The sequence below is a fragment of the Mesorhizobium sp. M4B.F.Ca.ET.017.02.2.1 genome (genome assembly GCF_003998955.1).
Classification (GTDB): Bacteria; Pseudomonadota; Alphaproteobacteria; order Rhizobiales; family Rhizobiaceae; genus Mesorhizobium; species Mesorhizobium abyssinicae.
Window position 1 is genome coordinate 1 of the sequence record NZ_RZOF01000089.1, and the last position, 18,782, is coordinate 18,782.

Below are 18,782 nucleotides of genomic sequence, written 5' to 3' on the forward strand. Positions count from 1 at the left end.
TCTATAACCAGGACACTGGCAGCGCCGACGCTCTCAAGGTGAAGAATACGTTCGGCACGGCGCTGCAGGTCGGTTTCGACTACATGGTGGACGAGCACTGGGGCGTCAACTTCGACGTGAAGAAGCTTTTCCTGAAGCCGGACTTCGACGTCACGGTGGCCGGCGCGAAGCTGACGGGGAAGGCGGAGCTCGATCCCTGGCTGATAGGCGCAGGTGTCACCTACCGCTTTTGAATATCAGAGTGAAGTCTGCTTCCCGACTGCCGGTTTAAAATGAAGGGCGCCTCGCGCGCCCTTTTTTACGGTCGACACTGCAGGGCAAGACCTCATCAAGCTATTGTCGGGGGGTTCTCTTCCGGCGGACCAAGAAGGTGCACTGACCAACCGGCCTGATGGAGTGCTTAGAAAGCGCTTTGGATCGGGACGGGCTTTGGTATTGTGGGTGGAATGCTTCAGCCAGACCATTTGCCAGCATCGTCTCCCGGACGTCATGCCTGAGCTTCCTGTCAGCGCAAGGCGAACACGCGGCTCCTAGATGCCGACAAGATGGCTGGTTCAGCCATGCTGCGACAGTTGGCTGTTTTTTCGGTTCTTTGCTGTTCGTGCGCTAACCGCAACGCTCCATACTAGTCTCGCGTGCCTGTCCCCGTGGGGTGGGCGACAGAAAGCGATTAGGCCCGCTGAAAGCGGCGGACCGCATCCGAAGGACCGTAACGAAGAGAAGGACCTGAAGCGAGAGCGAAGGTTGCGGGAGGCCGCGGCGGGCCTAAAAGGGAATGCCGACCACCCCACGCCCCAGGAAAGGCTGACAAAAAACGCAGCGGCCGACTGTCCAATAGGGTGCGCCCGCGCGAGGGCGAGCCAAATGGCAGGGGCTGCCGGGGGCCCTAAGAAAAGCGTGGGTTCACAAGCACCCGGCGCGCGCCATCAGGCCGCCAGCTACTTGGAGGGCGGGTGTATCAGGCCTGTTTGTCGGGCCGAACCAGATCCATGTGGCTGACGCCGAGGGCCAATGCCAGTTCATAGATCGTGATAATTGTCGGATTTCTTCGGCCTTTCTCCAAGCCGCTGATGTACTGCTGACTGAACCCGGAAATCTCCGCAAGCTGCTCCTGCGTCAGACGCTTCCTTTGCCTGATCCTCTGCACATTCCGTCCGACCAACTTGCGCATATCCATGCACGCAAGCCAGCGGATCAGGCGGCTTGAGTTTATCAACTATAATATGTAATCCACATTTAGCAGGCACAGGGCTTCGCGGGTCCATTGGCCGGAGATAGAATTAGCGATGTTACAGCCCAAATCGAACACGCCGTTTGCCGACGAGGTCCCCTGGTCGGACCGCATTACAGCCTACGACAAGGACCACTTTACAACCTATATGAGGCTCCTGGACGCCTCAGCCGACAACGCCACTGAAGAGGAAATGGCCCATGTGATCCTCGGCATTGATCCGGCACGCGAACCTGAGCGCGCACGGAACGTTCTTCGCAGTCATCTCGACCGTGCAAACTGGGTGGTGACGAGCGGCTACAAGGATTTGTTCGCGAGTTGACGAAATGGGCGGTGCGGTCGCTTCGCTTCAAGCAACGAAGTTGCGTAACCCCCATGCATCGACGCATCACCACAGCGCGAATGCGCTCGAAGATGATCGCGAGGACTTCCAGGCGGCGCGGATGGCCCAGCGCTTCGCTGTCTCATCGTTTTGTCCTCCGCTCGCCAATGGCTGCTTCCCAGGAAGCGGTGCGGCGGCGAGTCATGACAGGAACGGGCCCGCCGTCTGAGCCGCACCGCATCCGAAGGACCGGATGGACAACCTACTGAAAGCTCACAGCTAGCTAAGGGTTGCGGGACGCCGCGGCGGGCCTAGAAGGATGCGGCGCCACCTGCTGGGAGCAGGCACAACAGAGAGAATTGCGAGAGTCTAACGACGCGCTAGGAGGCGCAGCGGAATGGTCGAGACGCCCTGAGCCAAGAAAAGCGGGAATCGACCCACCGGCACCCGGCACGCGCGGTGATGGGCGCGGGCGCCCACTACGTCCGCAGGCTCAACAGAATCTCACACGGATCAGCGTCGAGGGCCGCAGTTACGTCGAGAAACTCAATGACATCGAGACGCCGCTCTCCACCCTCATATTTCGCCACGAAGGATTGCGGACGACCAAGCTTCTCAGCCACCTGCGCCTGCGTCAGCCCTTTGACCTTGCGCAGTGAGATCAACTGGGCCAGAAACCGCTGGTGGCGGGGAGATCGAAGAGATTTGGGCATTTAGGTGAACCGGTCAGGTGAGACCGGCTCAGCGACTAATCCCCGTTTCGGATTATCCCATTTTGGGATATTCTGCCTTGGATCCAGCGATCAACATGCGAGGTTCGCGGCAGACATGAAACGATCAACGGGAACAGATAGGACTCAAAGCTCAACACTGCTCGACGAAGTCCCTTGGTCTGACCGTCTTACCGCCTACGACAGGGCGCACTTTACCACCTATATGAGGCTCCTGGACGCCTCAGCCGATGAGGCGCCCGAAGAGGAAATGGCCCATCTGATCCTCGGCATTGATCCGGCACTTGAACCGGAGCGTGCCAGGAAGGCGCTTCGTAGTCATCTCGACCGTGCGAACTGGATGGTGACGAGCGGCTACAAGGAATTGTTCGCCAGCTGACAAATGCGCAGTGCTCGGTCATACAAGTAGGCAGTTCCGGTGGCAGCCAGTGGTCAGGCTGATCGGGACCTGCACCACAGACGCGCCGGCAAAATGGACCCGGTGGCGAGCACAATTCAGTTCCCAGGAAATCGGGTTTTGGCAATTCGTCCGAGCGTCTGACGTGATAGAAGGTTCCGCTCTGTCTGGGTGGGTAATAGCCCGGAGCAGCACTCCATATCGTGCCGGCGCTCGACCCAGAAGGGTCCACCTCTTCGCTTTAAGCCGGATAACCGATAGCCATCGCCCTAAGTCAACGGTTAGAGATTACCGGCAGGCAGGTATGCAAGCGGGCCATCCTCGGAAACTATATAACGGCACGACTAGCTCGTAAGCGACGAAACACCCGCTCGAGCACCGATAGACTAAGATCACCGGCGCGGGCTGGAAGAATACGGCTGCATCGCCCTGACCGAGCCGGCGGAACAGAAGATCTCGGCATCCAGTCAACGCTCGATACAAAGCGCGCGATCGAATGGACCGAGCACAACCGGATCAAAAAGCTTCTCAGAGAATTGAGGACCCTTCGGACCCCAAAAGGGCTATAGCCTGATTTTGGGTTCGCACGCCTAGCTTCTTCTTGGCATTGTCCAAATGAAAAGCGATCGTGCGTGGCTTGATGCCCAAGATGCGGCCGGTCACCCAGGCTGAATTACCCCGCGCTGCCCACCGCAGGCACTCATATTCGCGGGATGTCAGCGAAATCCCATCCACTGTTCGATCGCTCGGCAGTTTGCGGCGAACGCAACGATGAAAGCAGGCCGCCATCAGCTGAAGAGCTTGTTCGTACCGCTCAGCGACCCGAAGAAATACTGGACGAGGCTCATCGGTGGCAAAAGTAACCGCAGCGATGCGGCCGCGGAGATCGACAATTGGGATCGTCAAACCGCAGCAGATGCTGAATTGAGCCGCCTCATCGAATAGCTGCTGTTGAGCCGGCGACATTTTATCGCCTCCCAAATTCGATCCCCAGTGAAACGGGCAGCCGCCATTTCGAGCACGCAAGACCACAGGATCGAGTTTCTCATACTGATTTTCCAGATACTGTCTGGTCCAGCGGGGTGGATAGTTCGAAATTAGCCTCGGTTTGCCGGAAGGCCGTGCTGGCAAGGAGAGGTAGGCAAAGGAGATTAGGTCAAATCGTCCGGCCGCCTCAGCCATGGCCTCCCGGAAATCTGCCTCATCGATACTCTGTGACAGTCTTTCAAGGAATGTCTCGAAAACAAGTGGCATGTCCCTCGTCATCGTCGCGCTCGATTCTTCCTCTTTCTGCACGCCTTCCGGCTGCGTCGTGTATGTCCCGACAAACGCGATTGACTTCGCGGGCGTCGCTGGGCTGACCAGGCTCCAGAATGCTGCCACACTTTCGATCTTCGCCGGTCATCCCAATCATGCTGGGCTCGCCCGATGGGCGGCTGGCAGACGCCTCTTGATCTTTCAACAGCTCAATCAGAGAATCTCCATGCATTAAATCATGACCGCCCCTGCACCGTCCAAATCAGGAGAAATCATCCTGCGCTGACCAAAAGCCATCATTGACCCAGCTTTTGCAGGAATTTGGGTCGGCACGAGCATAACAATTCGGATAGCCGCTCATCCCCCACCCGGGGCGCCGTGATCCGGAACGAAGTGTTGCGATGCTTCCTTTTCTTTGATAGGCAAATCGTCTCAACAATAAAAAAAATGCCTTTTCCTTGTGAATGGGATGGCGTGTGAGTATCGTCATTTTATATACCTGACGTGATAAAATTAACCGCAATGATTATTCTGCTCTTTGTGATGTGAAGGAAGATATCTTCGGCGTTGCCGCACTTTGGAACCGGCGACCGTGGCCCGCTGCAATGATGTAAAGGGCGCGTCTAAGCTCAATCTGCATCGGAACGTGCAGATGACCTTTACCAGACCCTCGATTCCGGACGGGCCATAATGATTCTGATTACGTGGGTCAAAAAGGGCGCCCTGCCGGCGGGGAGGTACACCCGCAGGGCGCGCCGCACAGAGGTCCTGGTCGTTGGGCAACAGGACAGCGGCGGCAGAACTGATTCGGTTCGTGACTGAAATAGTCCGGAGCATACTCAAGATCAGATATCTGGAATTCAACAGTTTTGGGTCTGCTCGGCGCAGTAGCGCGCAGGGACATGCCTGCCTCGCGACTCACTCCTTCGCGATCGCAAAATCATACGGCACCCTCGGCCTTCAGCGCGCGATAGGTGGTATCGACCGACTTTACCGTCGCGTCGACAATGATGTCGATCTCTTTTCGGGTAATGATCAGGGGGGGTGCATAACCGAGGATGTCGCCATGCGGCATGGCCCGTCCGATGACACCATTCTCAAACAGAGCAGCTGCAGTGCGCACCCCGACCTGAAGGTCGGGTTCGAATGGTATCCTTTGTTTTGGGTCCCGCATCATCTCTACGGCCGACAGGATACCCACTCCGCGAACTTCACCAACGATGGGATGTCCCGCCAGCTCGGCCTTCATCCGGTCTTGCCAATACGGTCCAACATCGCGGACATGCTCCAAAATATTTTTTTCTTTAAGCAGTCGAATATTGGCGAGCGCGGCTGCGGCACAAAGCGTGTGCCCCGAATATGTCCAGCCGTGGCCGAGTGCGCCGTGCTTCTCAGTGCCTTGTTCCAAAACCGACCAGACACGGTCGCCAATGATTGACCCGGAGATGGGGAGGTAGGCGGAACTCAAACCCTTTGCGATGGTCACGAAATCCGGATGCATGTTATACAGGTGGGAACCGAACTTCTCGCCGGTTCGCGCGAAGCCGCAGACCACTTCATCGGCGATTAGAAGGATATCGTATTTGTCGAGCACCGCTTGAATGGACGTCCAGTACCCTGTGGGGGGCGGCACAATACCTCCTGTCCCAAGTACCGGCTCTCCGATAAAAGCTGCAACCGTTTCCGGTCCTTCAGCCAGGATCAAGGCTTCAAGCTCATCGGCACAGCGCCGGGAGAACGCTTCCTCGCTCTCCTCGATACGCGCCTGGCGGTAATAGTGCGGCGTGGTTGTATGGCGCACCAAATCCAGAGGCAGGTCGAAGAAATTGTGAAAGAAGGGAAGGCCAGTTAGGCTACCCGTGACCAGTCCAGACCCGTGATAGCCGCGATTTCGCGAGATGATCTTTTTCTTTTCGGGCCGGCCAAGAATGTTATTATAGTACCAGACCAGCTTGATGTTGGTTTCGTTAGCATCGGAACCGGAGAGGCCGAAATAGACCCTTCGCATGTTCTGACCGAAATACTCGACCACGGCCTCTGCCAACAGGGCGACCGGCTCCGTACCTTGGCTGGCATAGACGTGCGCGAACGGTAATTCGCGTGCTTGCCTGGCAATGGCCTCGGCGATCTCCGTGCACCCATATCCCATGTTGACGCAGTAGAGCCCTCCGAAACCGTCGAGGCTCCGTCGGCCTTCGGTGTCCCAGATATAGACGCCGTCCGCTCCGGCCATGATCCGGTTTGGCGTCTCGCCGCGACTGTGCTTGGCCAAATGTGTAGACGGATGAAAGACGAAGCTTCGATCCTTCTCCTGGAGTTGCTCAGTTCCCAGATTGCTCGAGCGCATCGTCCCTCTCCTCGCGATGGATTGGCGGAGGGCACTCGGCCAACCACCTGTTCAGCAAATAGCATACCGGAAACGTCTCTCGAGTTTCTCGGGAATGCAGGTTATTCGCCGCGGAATTCGCGGGATCGGCCCGAATTGCCGTGAAAACTAAGGCGCCACCTTCGCCTTGGCCGAGGGAGCGTTGAATTGGATCTCACTGATTTTGCGACGTCAGGGCCGTACTGCAAACACGAACAGCTTACGACGCGCATGCGCCCAGCATAGTGCCCGATTAGCGGGTGACCTTGCTCCCAGTTTCTAAACAGTTTTTGTTCGTTTCCGGCGTGGGTTGTGCTCTGCTGGGCGGGTGAAGCGACGGGCGCTGGCGCGGAGCTTTGGCATAGCGCAGCGCGAGCGACCGTCGCGGATTGAAGGTGCTGGCGAACTCGGCCGGTGTCTGCCAGGCGAGTTGGGAGTGCGGCCGCGCAGTGTTGTAGTCGGCGCGCCACAGGGCGATGGCTACGCGCGCCTGAGCCAGCGAGGTGAACAGCGTCTCGTCCCACAAGATCCTTCAACGCGGCATTGTCGAGCATGGCGTCGGCTAGAAGCCGCTTCAGCCGGGTGTCCTCGTCCTCCAGAGCCTTCAGTCGCCGAGCCTCGGAGACATCCCGCCGCTGCGGGCCTTTCAGTTATAAATCGAGGGGTCGCCGACCCCGTGCTTGCGACACAGATCGGAACCGATACCCCGGCCAAAGTTCCTTCAAAATTCCGATGATCTGCTCTTCATAGAAGCGGCTACGTTTCGGTCCTGGTCCTCTCGATGGCCAGAACGAACTTCAAACCGGATTAGATCAGAGGGGCAAGGTCACGGGCGATATTGAAGGATGAATAGCGCTCGGGATGCTGTTCCCGCCGGCCGCATGAGGTACGATAGAGCGCCGCCGGCCATGTTCCGCCGAACTGCCGGTCATCCCTTTACATTCTGATGGTCCGGATCGGTCTTGCCCTTCCCCAGGGTGGTAACGCAGGTGATCAGGGGGAAAATCACATTCGCCTCGATCAGCAGGCAGCGGGTTCCGTGCGGCGGCACAGGCTCCAACCTGGTTGGCCAGCGCTGATAGGCTGAGGTCGTGCCCTCGCGCATAGCGATCGCTTTGGGCGGTGCAGCGGCTGGTGCTCGGCAGACTTCTCAAAGTAACATAGCCAGCAGGTTCGGCCCGGCAAAGACGCGCGGCGAGAGCGCCTCGCCATCGACACCTTGATTCGCAGCCGACCAGCGCCGCCAAGTTCTGTCGTCAGTGTGTTGCCCTTCTTGCGATCGCAAATTCGTGGTTGCTGCGCAGGGCGAGCCGAGCTGCGGCTCGCGGGACGCGGGCGAACCGACGAACTCTTTGCGCCGCCTGAAAAGCTGCCTCCATCAATGCTGGCCGATCGTGCAGTCTTGAAGCGCTGGCTCAAGCCTCAAACGTCGAGCAGCCGCTCCTTTTCCTCTCGAAACCAGCGCCCCCTCGCCCGACGTGATCACTCGATCTGATGCTTCGAGCAGGGCTCCTCCCAATGGTTGCGCTCATGACCTGCACCCTTCAGCCAAACTCAGCAAATCGGACGTCTCTTTTTATCGCCGGCTCGGCAAGCTCGGAACACGCTGGCGGACGCTCCTAAGGCTAGTCGCCGCCAGCGGATGGCGAGGATGTTTTGACGGCTAAGTACTTTTAGGTGGGCGATTATAAGCCGAGATCCCGATAGGTGCTTTCGCCATAGCTCCTGGCGCCATCGCCACGCTGAGCGTTTGAAAGCCGATGAAATTCGCTCGGCCAATTGGCAAGCGCGTGCTTGATAGCCTTCATCTTGAACGGCACGTGCACAACACATTTGTCCCTGATGATGGGCGGACAGCTCGCATCTTGTTGTCGCGAGCCGTTAAGGTTTGCTGCGATTATCGGCAGATCTAGATCAAGGGCCAACTCCATTTCCCAGCGCACGAAGCGAAAAAGGTTTTTCGTTTTCTCACCGATCAGGACAAGTACCTGGCTCGATCCATTCATTCTGTTGCGAAGATTGCGTTTAACATAATCTTCGTCCTGTGCTCGGCTCGTCATATTGTCCAGATCGTGAGCGTTCGCGAATTCAAAACTCACATTCTCGCTGGCATTCCACCCTTTCATAAAGCGGTATGCCCAAGCGTCTTCATCGCCGTCAAATATTACATAGGTCGGATCGCTGTATGCCATTGTTGTCTCTTAGTTGTTTTGACGAGCAACCCACTGGGTGTGCTCCCTTGAGAAAGCCAGTTCGGCTTCGTTCACCGCCGCGGAGAATGCCTCATCAGAGTTGGCGTCCGTAATAAGGTCGGCAGTCAATCCGATCTCGTGAGCTGTCAACGTGTAAGCCGATGCCAATTCGTTAAATTTCTTGATTTGGGTCCACCCGATAAGCGAGGCGGCAATAACGATTAACGGCTCTGTCGGCCAGCCTGGTATCGCTGGGTCAGCGATGCGTACTACGATGAAAGAGAACCCCAGAGCGTAAGCAATGACACCAAGGCCCATCCAAATTTTTGCGGATCTCTTGTTCGAGCGCGCTTTCTTCTCGTACCACTTACGTTGCTCGCAAATTCGTTTCTGCAGATATAGCTCTTTTCGTTCTTTTAGCGGGGATTCCCTTATTGACATCATTTCGTCGGTTGTTTGAGGGGATGCTGAATCGGTGCCGCTCAACGCGCTGCCAAGGTGACGATTGCTATCAAGGATACCTTCCATGAGCTTGCGAAAATCAGCTCTAGCGTCGGCCGCACGCGTGTCATCGAACGGCTGTGCTCGCATCGCAAAGCGCCAGGTCAATGTCTTTACTGACTCTGCCAAAGCTCTAGCTTGATACCAGACCTGCTCGGGCTTTGTGACCGACCGAAATATGAGGATTCCCATTGAGCAAAGAAACACCGCAGCATACACACCGAAATAGGCCTTTGATGGCCACAAATCCAAAGAGAGAACAGACGCCGAAAAAAGAAGAACGTACTCTGCCCGGATCAGGCGAAGAAATGTCACCTGCTGCTCGTTAGACGCCACGTCAGCGCTATTATAAAGTCCAGGATATTTCATTTTCTAGAGCACGCAATTCTATTTTGTGTCTGCAAATTCTTTAAGCCATGATTTGGCAAACGTAACGTTTGCAGTCGAGCTTACAGAGCCTAGTCTTGAGCTAGACGCGGTGCCTCTGTTCATAAACAGAACTGCAGGTCCGGTCCCATCGATGTACGGGTATAGGCCCAAAAATTCTTGCCCGGAAAATGTTTCCGAAGAATTTTTTGCCACAGGGAGAACTGCTACCGCGGTCCGAAAGCCATCGAAAAAGCCAAGCTCCCAAGGCATCCATCTGGATCCTGGAGAATTGTTTGAATGCACATAGATTAGCGTCTTTGACTGCCTCATACGGGTCCGCAGCAACTCGGCAGTGGCCGAGGAGACCTTTGTACGGTCCAGTTGTGAATCTTCGATCCAATCTACGTAGGCAGTGAACCCAAGCTCCTCAAAAATTCGCTTCGCACCGAGAACGATCTCTGCGTCCTTGAAAGAATGTGACAGAAAAACGTCGAATGACGATCTGGCTGTAGCTGCGGCCATCTCTTCCTTTAGAACGATCGATGCGGCTCTATGTCGTCGGCTGGCATTCGCCGCTTTTTTCAGCTCTGCCTCGGTCAGTAGCACTATTCAAATCCCCCATGATCTGTTCGCAATCTATGAACTAGACGCCCATTCGATTAAGCGACCCCTTGTCTTGTGAAAACTGGCACCATGCTCAGCCGGCAGCGCAACGGCTGGCAGGCGTGACGGGCCTTGTCACCCACCTACGCGACCGCGACTCAGCGATGCTCCTCGCTCAGAAGGTTGCGGAGCCCCGCAATGTCAAACAGGACAGACGATCTCCTAATCTTGATCAGCAACGAACTTACGGCGTAAAAAGGCGATGGAGCGATCTCCCAATATCCGCAGGCGTCGAGGGCCGGTTTGCTCGCCAAGGCCGAGCGGGCCAGCTTGCACTCCCGCTACCCGTCGGCTTACCAATGCCTCGCTGTAGATTTCGCCCCCTACACGGATGCGCTGACCGCGACTAAGCTCAATCGCCACTGATCGCCAATCTCGGGCGAAGGTTCCCCCTTGAGATAGCTGTAGAGGCACTTTTCGGCACTTCGCATTTCAGATATGGACGCCTCCTCCACCAGGCACGATCCGGTTTGGCTTCTCGCCGCAACCGTGCTGGCCAAGTGCGTTCGATGGCTGCTTCGATCCGTCTACTGGAATTGATCGGTTCCAGATTGCTCAAGCGCATCGTCCTTCCTCGCCATCAACTGGCGGATAGCGCTCGGCCACCTTTTCCAGCAACTAGTATACCGCAAATGTCCCTTGAGTTTCGTCGGAATGGGCGCGTTTTGCCGACGAATCTACGGGATCCGTGCCAAACGCCGTGGAAACTAAGGTTTTTCGGGTTTTACCGTTGGCTCAGGGCGGACAAGGGTATCGGTGAATTGGACTTCACTGGTTTCGTAACGACAAGGCTATAGTATTGATCAATCCCTAAGCCTGCCTGCAGCAGTCCCTCCATGAAATCCTGATAGGCGGCCATAGAACGAGATGCGACCCGCATCAGATAATCGACGCGCCCCCCAATTGCCCAGCAGTCCAGGATTTCCGGAATCTCTTGGATTGCAGTTTCGAAGTGTCGTTGGTCCTCAAGACGATGACGATCCAGCACGACCTCCACCATCACAAAGATCATGCCGCCGATGAGGGCAGGACTCAGTCGCGCATAGAACCCCTCAATAATCCCTGCGGCCTTGAGTGCTCGGAGCCGCTCCGAACAGGCGGACGCCGAAAGATGAACTCGTTTTGCAAGCTCACTTTTTGAAATCCGACCGTCTGCCTGAATTTCGGAGAGAATCCGGACGTCCCAACTGTCGAGTTGCACGGGATCGGGTTTCGACTTCATAACCTGTTGCTCTCAAGCAGCGATCGACAGCGCGTTATGTGCCGATCAATTCTATCATCAATTGGAACGACCGAAGGTAGTAGTGGAAGGCATCCGTTCCAGGCCCGAGATGTGCTAGAATGGGTACGAAAATCAGCTGAGGGAGAGCGATCCGCTGAGAAAAGCTGCAGAAGTAATTTGGCTGTCGCCCCGACGCCTAACGGGGCAATGGTGCAGCTGGAGAGGATAGTCGGCGGCGGCGGAGACCTCCTGATAAATAGATAACCCATTTTCTTGAATCCCCGCCGCCGTACTTGATACACGCGCGACAGCATTCGAGCCTCGATCGCGTGGACGGTATACTCAATGCGGTATTCACTGGCACATTCAGCTATTGGGGTGAATTGAAGGCCTTGCTCGTCCGACTCGCCGAGGCGCAGGGCACCGCAAATGCCGCTCGTCTTACGGCTTGCCCGACAATTTGGCGCTGGGGTCTGGCCGAAATCGCCCAACCGGAAAGACTCAAACACCGATGTTGCGTGCGATGCTGTCGGCCGCCATACGCTTACGCCACTCAAAAGGCCCGGAATTGTGAATGGAGTTTCCCTCAACGTCGACGGCCATGATAACAGGCATGTCCTGCACATCGAATTCATAGATGGCTTCCATGCCCAGGTCTTCAAAGGCGACAATCCGCGCCGCCTTAATCGACTTTGAAATCAGGTACGCAGCGCCACCCACTGCAGCAAGGTATGGCGTTTTGTGTCTTACAATCGATGCGATGGCCGCCGGTCCCCTCTCCGCTTTGCCCACCATCGCGAAAAGGCCGGTTTCGGCGAGCACCTTGTCCGTAAAATCGTCCAAGCGGCTGGAGGTTGTTGGACCGGCGGGTCCAACGACCTCATTCCTCACTGCCCTGACGGGACCGACGTAGTAGATCACGCGTCCCCGCAGATCGACTGGAAGCGGCTTGCCGGCATCGATCAGTTCGACCATTCGTTTGTGGGCAGCGTCACGGGCCGTCAGCATCTTTCCAGACAGCAGGAGCGTTTCACCGCAGCGCCACGATGCCGTCTCTTCCTTCGTCAGCGTATCTAAATTGACCCGCCGGACGCCGGCTGGGTTCAATTCGTCGGCTCCGATGTCGGGCCATTCGCGCAAATCGGGCGGCTGGAGGCTGATGGGTCCAGAGCCGTCCAAAGTAAACTTCAGGTGCCGGTTGGCGGCGCATTGCGGGATGAGCGCCACAGGCTTGGACGCCGCATGAGTAGGATAGGTCGCAACCTTGACGTCAACGACTGTCGTCAGACCACCAAGGCCTTGGGCGCCGATACCAAGCGCGTTGATCCGCTCATAAAGCTCAATCCGCAGCCCCTCCTCTGCGCTTGACGCCCCCCTTGCGATCAGTTCCGCCATATCGATGGGCTCGTTCATGGCCTCCTTGGCCAGCAGCATCGCCTTTTCAGCGCTACCACCGATGCCGACAGAGATCAGTCCAGGTGGACACCACCCGCTGCCAAGGGTCGAAACGGTATTGACCACCCAGTCGGAAACGGAGGCGCTGGGATTGAGGGTGGTAAAACGTGCCTTGTTCTCCGACCCGCCGCCTTTTGCGGCGATGGTGATCTCAATCTGGTTACCTTGCACCAGGTCGACATGGACAACTGCCGGCGTGTTGTCGCGGGTGTTGACCCGTCTAGCGAGGGGATCCGCAACGATCGATGCCCGAAGGGGATTATCCGGATCGAGATAGGCTTGACGTACGCCCTCATTCACAAGATCGGCGAAACTGGCCGTTGACTTAATACGGGCATCCATGCCGACCTTTGCGAAGACAACCACAAGTCCGGTGTCCTGACAAATCGGGCGCCGCCCAAAGGCCGCCATGCGGGAGTTCAGCAGAATCTGACCTATGGCATTCTTCGCCGACGGGCTCTGTTCTCGCGTGTATGCGTGAGAAAGAGACCGGATATAATCTGGAGGATGATAGTACGAGATGTACTGAAGGGCGTCGGCGACGCTCCTTGTGATGTCGCTACCGGATATGGTCCGTGTTCTGTTTCCCACCGGATTTTATCCAAATGAACCGAGGCCATTGACCATTTTCAGAATCTGGAAGCTTCGCACCCCCTGCTCGCCGCCTTCGTATCCATAGCCGCTTTGCTTGACTCCTCCATAAGGGGCATCAGCGGAAACCCCTTTCAGGTAATTCACACTAACAGCGCCCGCAGAAAGACCGCTCACAAGCCTCTGTTGCGTATCGGCCGCGCCAGTGAACAAGTAGGCGGCCAGACCGTACTCCGTGGCGTTGGCTTCATCGATCGCCTCTTCGATCGTATCGAAAGGAGCCACGGTGAGGATCGGTCCGAACGGCTCTTCATGAAGCACTCTCGCTTGCTTCGGTACGCCCGTCAGGATGGTTGGCGGCCAGTAAAACCCCGGTCGGTCAAGGGGGATGCCACCGGTCTCGATGCGGGCGCCGCCTTCTACCGCATCCTTGGTCAGGCGCTGCATGGCCTCTATTCGCCGCGCGTTTGCCATTGGCCCCATTTGCGTTGCAGGGTCATCCGGTGGTCCGATCCTGATTTTTCGGACAGCCTCCGTCATCCGGAACAGGAATTCCTCATAGCGGGATCGGGCGACAAGAATCCTGCTGGGCGCATTACAGCTCTGGCCCGCGCACTCGAATTTGTATTCCGAAATAGCGGGTATCGCCTTTGCCAGATCCGCATCTTCGCACACGATAACCGGGGAATGTCCACCGAGCTCAAGGATGCAGCGCTGCAGATTATTCGCGGCCAGCGTGGCCAGCTGTTTTCCAACAGCGGTCGACCCCGTGAACGTCAAGACTTTCACAATTGGCGAACTGAGCAGATGCCGCGATATATGCACAGGAACACCGAACACCAGGTTGACCACGCCTTCCGGTATCCCTGCTTGACGCAAAGATTCCACGATATGGACAGCCACGCTTGGCGTCTCCTCGGCCCCTTTGAGGATCACCGGGCAGCCTGCCGCCAGCGCGGGGGCGAGCTTGCGGGCGATGAGAACGGCTGGATAGTTCCACGGCGTAAAGGCAGCGACGACACCGAGGGCCTCCGGGACGATCATCCTGTTCGGGCCCAACGGAATCGGGGTCGACAACTCATCGGCATGCCGGCCATTCCATTCCAGCGTTTCGACTGCGCGCGCATATTCTCCTGTCGCTTCGGCAATCGTCTTTCCCTGTTCGGACGACAGGTCCCTGGCTGCGGCGCCAGCTTTCTCTGCCAGAATGCTGGCGGCCGAGACGAGTATCTCGCCACGCTCTTTGGCGGGTCGTGAGGACCACGCCTTGCGGCTGCGTTCTGCCGAAGCAAGAGCTTCATCCAAGTCTGAAACCGTAGCCGAGGCCACTGAGGCAAATACCTTCTCCGTCGCCGGGTTGATCACCGGCAAAGTGGCTCGGCTACCACCGGCTCGCCATTTGCCATTAATGAAGAGCTCGTAGCTCTTGGCGTCGGACATCGCGGGCTCCACTTGACTGAATTCTTGCATACGAGCGCAGTTTCGATATCGAAACTGCTGAACTCGCTTGAGCCAGTTTCATCGCGATGGTCGCGGCGGGTCAAATATCGAATATTGCCGAAATCCATCTGGAATCCAGATCGGGCTGGTCCTGATGGCCGCAAACAATCATGCCCAGCTTTACAGGTTAGTTTGTCAGGTCGCCTCAGGCGCCACCGCCGCCCAGTCCCGGATTTCAATCAATTTTCTGGCGACCTTCGGAATGAGCTTGCGGACCGCAGAAACGGCCGCAGAACGCTCATCTTTGGGATTTACAGCGAGCACCACGGAGCGGGTAATCACCGGATCGACGATCTTGACAGTCCGGACCAGCCCTTGGGAGGCTTCTTTCTGAACCGCAGACGGGGCGAGAATAGAATGCGCTTTTCCCTCTACGACCATGTTGATGATCGTTGAGAGGGAGTCCACTTCAAACCTGACGTCCAGCGCGCAACCGTGTTGTGCGACGACATCAGCCACCGAACGCCTGACATTGTTGTTGCGCATGGGAACCGCCAGGGGGAATGCATGCAGGTCGGCCAGAGATATCGCATCTTCAAACGGTGGCTCGCCGGACGGAACCACCAGACAAAGGTCTTCGCGCGCTAGCACCGTCATTCGCCCCACACTGTCTGCTGTGCGGTACAGAACCGCCAGATTGAAGCGTCCAGCCGCCATCCATTCCTCTAGCGGTCCCGTCATACCCTCGACCATCTTGAGGGACACCTTGGGCAGTTCGTGTCTTACCGTCTCAAGCAGCGGACCGCTCAGGACGCGAGCAGCTCCAGACGGAATGCCAATAGACACCTCCCCGGCAGGGGAAGCGGCTGTGTTGGTCAATTCCACCTCGGTAAGTCGAATTTCTTTAAGAATCGCCCGAGCGCGATCGAGCAGTTTGGCTCCTGACGCCGTCACGCTCACACCGGTCCTGTCGCGTATCAGCAGCTGAGTGCCGAAGCCTTCCTCCAGTTGACGCACATGCAGGCTCAGCGCACTCTGGGCAACATTAAGGAAGCCAGCGGCCTTCGTGAAACTGCCTGCTTCGACCACACCGACGAAGTATCTTAACTGCCTGATTTCCACGGTACTCTTCCGAGGGCGGACTGCAATTGACGTAATCTATCTCGAAATGTGATGGCGCGACAGCAATAATTGTGCCGAGCTGCTGACGCTTCCTGTCGTCGTCCCAGTCTTGTCGATCAACCCGCTGAGGACTCAACGGCCAACTCGGCGCCCGGATCCGTGGCTATGATTTCTCGGGCCCTTCGAATAACCGGTGGATCGACCATCTTTCCGTCCAATGCGAACGCGCCTCTGCCTTGCGCCGTCGCATCTTTTTCCGCCGCGAGGACACGACGGGCCCATTCGAGTTCCTGTGGGCTTGGCGAAAAAGCCTCATTGAATATGGCAACCTGGTTTGGATGAATCGCCAAAGCTCCGGCAAAGCCAAGCCGCCGCGCATGCGCTGCGGCTTCACGAAGTTTATAGGTGTCCGAGAACTCGCCAATGCTTCCAACAAAGCCCAAAGGGAGCAATCCGGCCGCACGGGCAGCGAACAGCACGGCAAGGCTCGGGGCCAGGAGCAGATCAAATTCCGGGCCGCCGCCAACAGCGGCACTGAAGTCTTCAGGACCAAGCGCCATTGCGACCATCCTTGGATGCGCCGACGCAATGGCCGCGAGTCTTTGCAAGGCGCCTGGGGTCTCGATCTGGGCAAGGAACCGGATGCCTCCCGGCGGAAGATTTCTTTCCCGTTCAAGTTCCGAAACCGCATTCGCGATCTCTGTTACCCACTCTGCGGAATCCGTCTTTGGAAGAACGAGTGCGTCAACACCCGCCATCACGGCTGCATCGAGATCGGCCGCCAAGGCGCGTAGGCCATGATTCACGCGGACCAAAACAGATGCGCCCGCACGCGCCACCTTTGCCACAGATTCAGAAAGCTGCTTCCGTGCCTCGCCCTTCTGGTCCTGGGGAACAGAATCCTCCAAGTCGAGAATGACGCCATCTGCACCCCGCTCATTGGCCGTCTTCACAAAGCGCTTAACGTGAGCGGGAACGAAGAGCAGGGATCTCCAGCGTGGTAAAGCCATCGCGCTTTCAACGGCCGCAAAAGTGTGCTTGATCATGGAGAAGCCCCTGCGGCCGATCCTCCCGAGGGCGGTGGCAATGAGTTTGCTGGATGGCCGACGCCTTGAGATGATCCAAGGTAGACAGGTTCTTTGGAAATCGCGAGCGCACTCACGTTACCGAAACGCGCGCTCACGCTGACGCCGCTCTTTTTCGCAAAAGCCCCAAAACCTCCTCGCGGACAGCCTCGGTGTGAGCGCCAAGAGCCGGAACCGGGCGCAGCGACGGGTGCTCGGAGTTGAAGATAGCCGCAGGCGCTATCGTCTCGACAATTCCTTCGGGTGTGGCGACCTCGACCCTGCGAAGGTGCGAATGCTTCGAAACATCCGACACTTCGTTCAATCGGCCAAATGCCAAACCGGCCGCCTCGAGCTCCTGCATTGCTTCGTGGCAGGACAGTTCGGAAAACCGCCGTTTAATGATCTCGTCGAGCTGCGCACGATTACCGAGACGCTCCATATTGTCGGCAAAACCGGGCGCGCGTGTAAGCTCCGGCTGCTTCAGGAATTTCTCGCAGAAACTTACCCATTCCCGGTCATTCTGAACCGAAAAGATGACGTCCGTACCGTCGGCGCTACTATAGGCGCCATACGGCGCCAGGGACGGGTGTTTCACGCCGGCGCGTACGGTATGGTAGCCGCCATAGTCGTTTTGCAGAACTGGCACGTTCATCCAGTCAGCGACCGCATCGAACAGTGACACCTGGATGCTGGTGCCTTCACCGGTGACCTCACGGTGATACAGCGCCTGAAGAATGGCGCTATGTGCTGTCATGCCCGCCGAAATGTCGCAAACCGAGACCCCTACACGCGCGGGCCCTTGTTGGTTGCCAGTGATCGCGCATAGACCTGTTTCGGCCTGGACGATGAGATCATAGGCCTTCAAATGGGAATACGGCCCTGTGTTCCCGAATCCAGAGATCTCGCAGGTGATCAGCCGCGGAAAACGTCGACGGAGATCCGCAGACGCGAAACCCAGTTTTTCAATGCTGCCCGGTTTCAGATTCTGGATATAGACGTCTGCACTGGCAATGAGCGTGTCGAGAACCTCGCGGTCCGCCTCCAACCTCAGGTCTAGACAGACCGACTCCTTGCCCCGGTTGAGCCAGACGAAGTAGGCGCTCTGCCCCCGAACCAACTTGTCGTAGCTTCGGGCAAAGTCCCCTTCCGGCCGTTCAATCTTGATCACTCGGGCGCCGGCATCCGCAAGGCGAGATGACGCATAAGGCGCGGCCACAGCCTGCTCCACGGCAACGACGGTGATCCCCTCAAGGCTATTCTGCATTGCCGACATACCGCGCTAATCATCCAACAATTTCGTTTCGAGTCCGACGACGGTTCAGCATCGCCAGCAACCGATTTTGTTCGTTCCCAACTATTGAGAATGCCTCGTCGACACCCATTCCGGGCTTTGCGAGCATCATGTCGGCCTGAGTTGCCACCGATATGTGGACAGAAGCTTGGGCGGAGAGATCTGTCTCGGTACAGCTTCCCCCGACATAAGCTCCGACCTTGTTTTCCTTGCAGATGAGAACTGCGCGCGCCGTATCGGCAATTGAGCCGACATCGGGCGTCTTGATTTGGACCAGATGTGCAGCCTTGGCTTCGGCAAAGAGCCGAATATCCTCAAGCGTATTACATCTCTCATCCACGACAAGGCGCGCGCTGGAACCCCGGTTGTCCAAAATCGATACGATCTTGGCGTAGTTCTCAATTTGAGCTTGGGTCGAACCAAAATCCGCCGGAGACTCGATGTTGAGCCTGAAATCCGGGACGGTATCTACAACCTTACAGATAAAGTCGGCGATGCATTGCGGCTCCAAGCCGATTTCCTGGCCGATCCAGCCATAAACATCGAAATGCAGCACGGGATTATAC

The 18,782-nt window shown here is 57.1% G+C and carries 19 protein-coding genes and 2 pseudogenes; 3 read left to right on the forward strand and 18 right to left on the reverse strand.

What is annotated here, in order from left to right; translation table 11 throughout:
• Nucleotides 1–233 (forward strand): OmpW family outer membrane protein (locus EN738_RS13520; protein WP_145966849.1); only part of this gene is annotated, 233 nt, incomplete at its 5' end.
• A gap of 725 nt (nucleotides 234–958) precedes the next feature.
• Here the strand turns inward: EN738_RS13520 and EN738_RS13525 are convergent.
• Complete coding sequence (locus EN738_RS13525) at nucleotides 959–1,177, reverse strand: helix-turn-helix transcriptional regulator (protein WP_029354714.1); 219 nt, start codon at nucleotides 1,175–1,177, stop codon at nucleotides 959–961.
• Between the two features lie 109 nt (nucleotides 1,178–1,286).
• Between EN738_RS13525 and EN738_RS13530 the strand changes: the two genes are divergently transcribed.
• Nucleotides 1,287–1,553, forward strand: coding sequence for a DUF2285 domain-containing protein (locus EN738_RS13530; RefSeq protein ID WP_029354712.1), 267 nt, complete (start codon nucleotides 1,287–1,289; stop codon nucleotides 1,551–1,553).
• A gap of 479 nt (nucleotides 1,554–2,032) precedes the next feature.
• Here EN738_RS13530 and EN738_RS13535 read toward each other — a convergent pair whose 3' ends face one another.
• Nucleotides 2,033–2,266 (reverse strand): helix-turn-helix transcriptional regulator, encoded by a 234-nt coding sequence (locus tag EN738_RS13535; protein WP_127215245.1) that lies wholly within the window; start codon nucleotides 2,264–2,266, stop codon nucleotides 2,033–2,035.
• 115 nt (nucleotides 2,267–2,381) lie between these two features.
• On the opposite strand from EN738_RS13535, the gene EN738_RS13540 reads away from it, so the two are divergent.
• A complete protein-coding gene (locus EN738_RS13540) occupies nucleotides 2,382–2,663 on the forward strand; it encodes a DUF2285 domain-containing protein (protein ID WP_127284127.1) in 282 nt (93 codons plus the stop codon).
• A 546-nt stretch (nucleotides 2,664–3,209) separates the two neighbouring features.
• Here EN738_RS13540 and EN738_RS13545 read toward each other — a convergent pair.
• From EN738_RS13545 to EN738_RS13610, 16 genes and pseudogenes are all read right to left on the reverse strand, one after another.
• Nucleotides 3,210–3,947, reverse strand: a complete 738-nt coding sequence (locus EN738_RS13545) for a LuxR family transcriptional regulator (RefSeq protein WP_127284137.1) — start codon at nucleotides 3,945–3,947, stop codon at nucleotides 3,210–3,212.
• Between the two features lie 931 nt (nucleotides 3,948–4,878).
• The gene (locus tag EN738_RS13550) at nucleotides 4,879–6,285 is read right to left on the reverse strand and encodes an aminotransferase (protein WP_127284128.1); all 1,407 of its coding nucleotides are present in this window, start codon (nucleotides 6,283–6,285) and stop codon (nucleotides 4,879–4,881) included.
• A gap of 271 nt (nucleotides 6,286–6,556) precedes the next feature.
• Nucleotides 6,557–6,829, reverse strand: coding sequence for an integrase core domain-containing protein (locus tag EN738_RS13555; RefSeq protein ID WP_164763856.1), 273 nt, complete (start codon nucleotides 6,827–6,829; stop codon nucleotides 6,557–6,559).
• Nucleotides 6,819–7,040 (reverse strand): annotated as a pseudogene (locus EN738_RS13560) (transposase); the annotation flags it as partial. The pseudogene EN738_RS13560 and the gene EN738_RS13555, both read right to left, overlap by 11 nt.
• 191 nt (nucleotides 7,041–7,231) lie before the next feature.
• Entirely contained in the window at nucleotides 7,232–7,408 is a 177-nt protein-coding gene (locus EN738_RS35465) for a hypothetical protein (protein WP_189605829.1), read from the reverse strand.
• Nucleotides 7,347–7,504: pseudogene (locus tag EN738_RS35215) on the reverse strand (transposase); the annotation flags it as partial. The gene EN738_RS35465 and the pseudogene EN738_RS35215, both read right to left, overlap by 62 nt.
• Nucleotides 7,505–7,988: 484 nt before the next feature.
• Nucleotides 7,989–8,495 (reverse strand): TIR domain-containing protein, encoded by a 507-nt coding sequence (locus EN738_RS13565; protein WP_127284129.1) that lies wholly within the window; start codon nucleotides 8,493–8,495, stop codon nucleotides 7,989–7,991.
• A 9-nt stretch (nucleotides 8,496–8,504) separates the two neighbouring features.
• Nucleotides 8,505–9,365: a DUF4231 domain-containing protein gene (locus EN738_RS13570; RefSeq protein ID WP_127284130.1), complete on the reverse strand. Its 861-nt coding sequence runs from the start codon at nucleotides 9,363–9,365 to the stop codon at nucleotides 8,505–8,507.
• A gap of 18 nt (nucleotides 9,366–9,383) precedes the next feature.
• On the reverse strand, nucleotides 9,384–9,971 hold the full coding sequence (locus tag EN738_RS13575) for a toll/interleukin-1 receptor domain-containing protein (protein WP_127284131.1): 588 nt from the start codon (nucleotides 9,969–9,971) through the stop codon (nucleotides 9,384–9,386).
• A gap of 781 nt (nucleotides 9,972–10,752) precedes the next feature.
• Nucleotides 10,753–11,250, reverse strand: coding sequence for an Lrp/AsnC family transcriptional regulator (locus EN738_RS13580; RefSeq protein ID WP_127284132.1), 498 nt, complete (start codon nucleotides 11,248–11,250; stop codon nucleotides 10,753–10,755).
• Nucleotides 11,251–11,751: 501 nt separating this feature from the next.
• Nucleotides 11,752–13,296: a fumarate hydratase gene (locus tag EN738_RS13585; protein ID WP_127284133.1), complete on the reverse strand. Its 1,545-nt coding sequence runs from the start codon at nucleotides 13,294–13,296 to the stop codon at nucleotides 11,752–11,754.
• A 6-nt stretch (nucleotides 13,297–13,302) separates the two neighbouring features.
• Entirely contained in the window at nucleotides 13,303–14,736 is a 1,434-nt protein-coding gene (locus tag EN738_RS13590; RefSeq protein WP_127284134.1) for an NAD-dependent succinate-semialdehyde dehydrogenase, read from the reverse strand.
• 195 nt (nucleotides 14,737–14,931) lie between these two features.
• Complete coding sequence (locus tag EN738_RS13595; RefSeq protein ID WP_127284135.1) at nucleotides 14,932–15,858, reverse strand: LysR family transcriptional regulator; 927 nt, start codon at nucleotides 15,856–15,858, stop codon at nucleotides 14,932–14,934.
• Nucleotides 15,859–15,974: 116 nt separating this feature from the next.
• Nucleotides 15,975–16,904, reverse strand: coding sequence for a CoA ester lyase (locus EN738_RS13600; RefSeq protein ID WP_245494513.1), 930 nt, complete (start codon nucleotides 16,902–16,904; stop codon nucleotides 15,975–15,977).
• Nucleotides 16,905–17,037: 133 nt separating this feature from the next.
• Nucleotides 17,038–18,189: a CaiB/BaiF CoA-transferase family protein gene (locus EN738_RS13605; RefSeq protein WP_127239345.1), complete on the reverse strand. Its 1,152-nt coding sequence runs from the start codon at nucleotides 18,187–18,189 to the stop codon at nucleotides 17,038–17,040.
• Nucleotides 18,190–18,208: 19 nt separating this feature from the next.
• The coding region (locus tag EN738_RS13610) for a methylaspartate ammonia-lyase (RefSeq protein ID WP_127284136.1) at nucleotides 18,209–18,782 on the reverse strand (574 nt) is incomplete at its 5' end.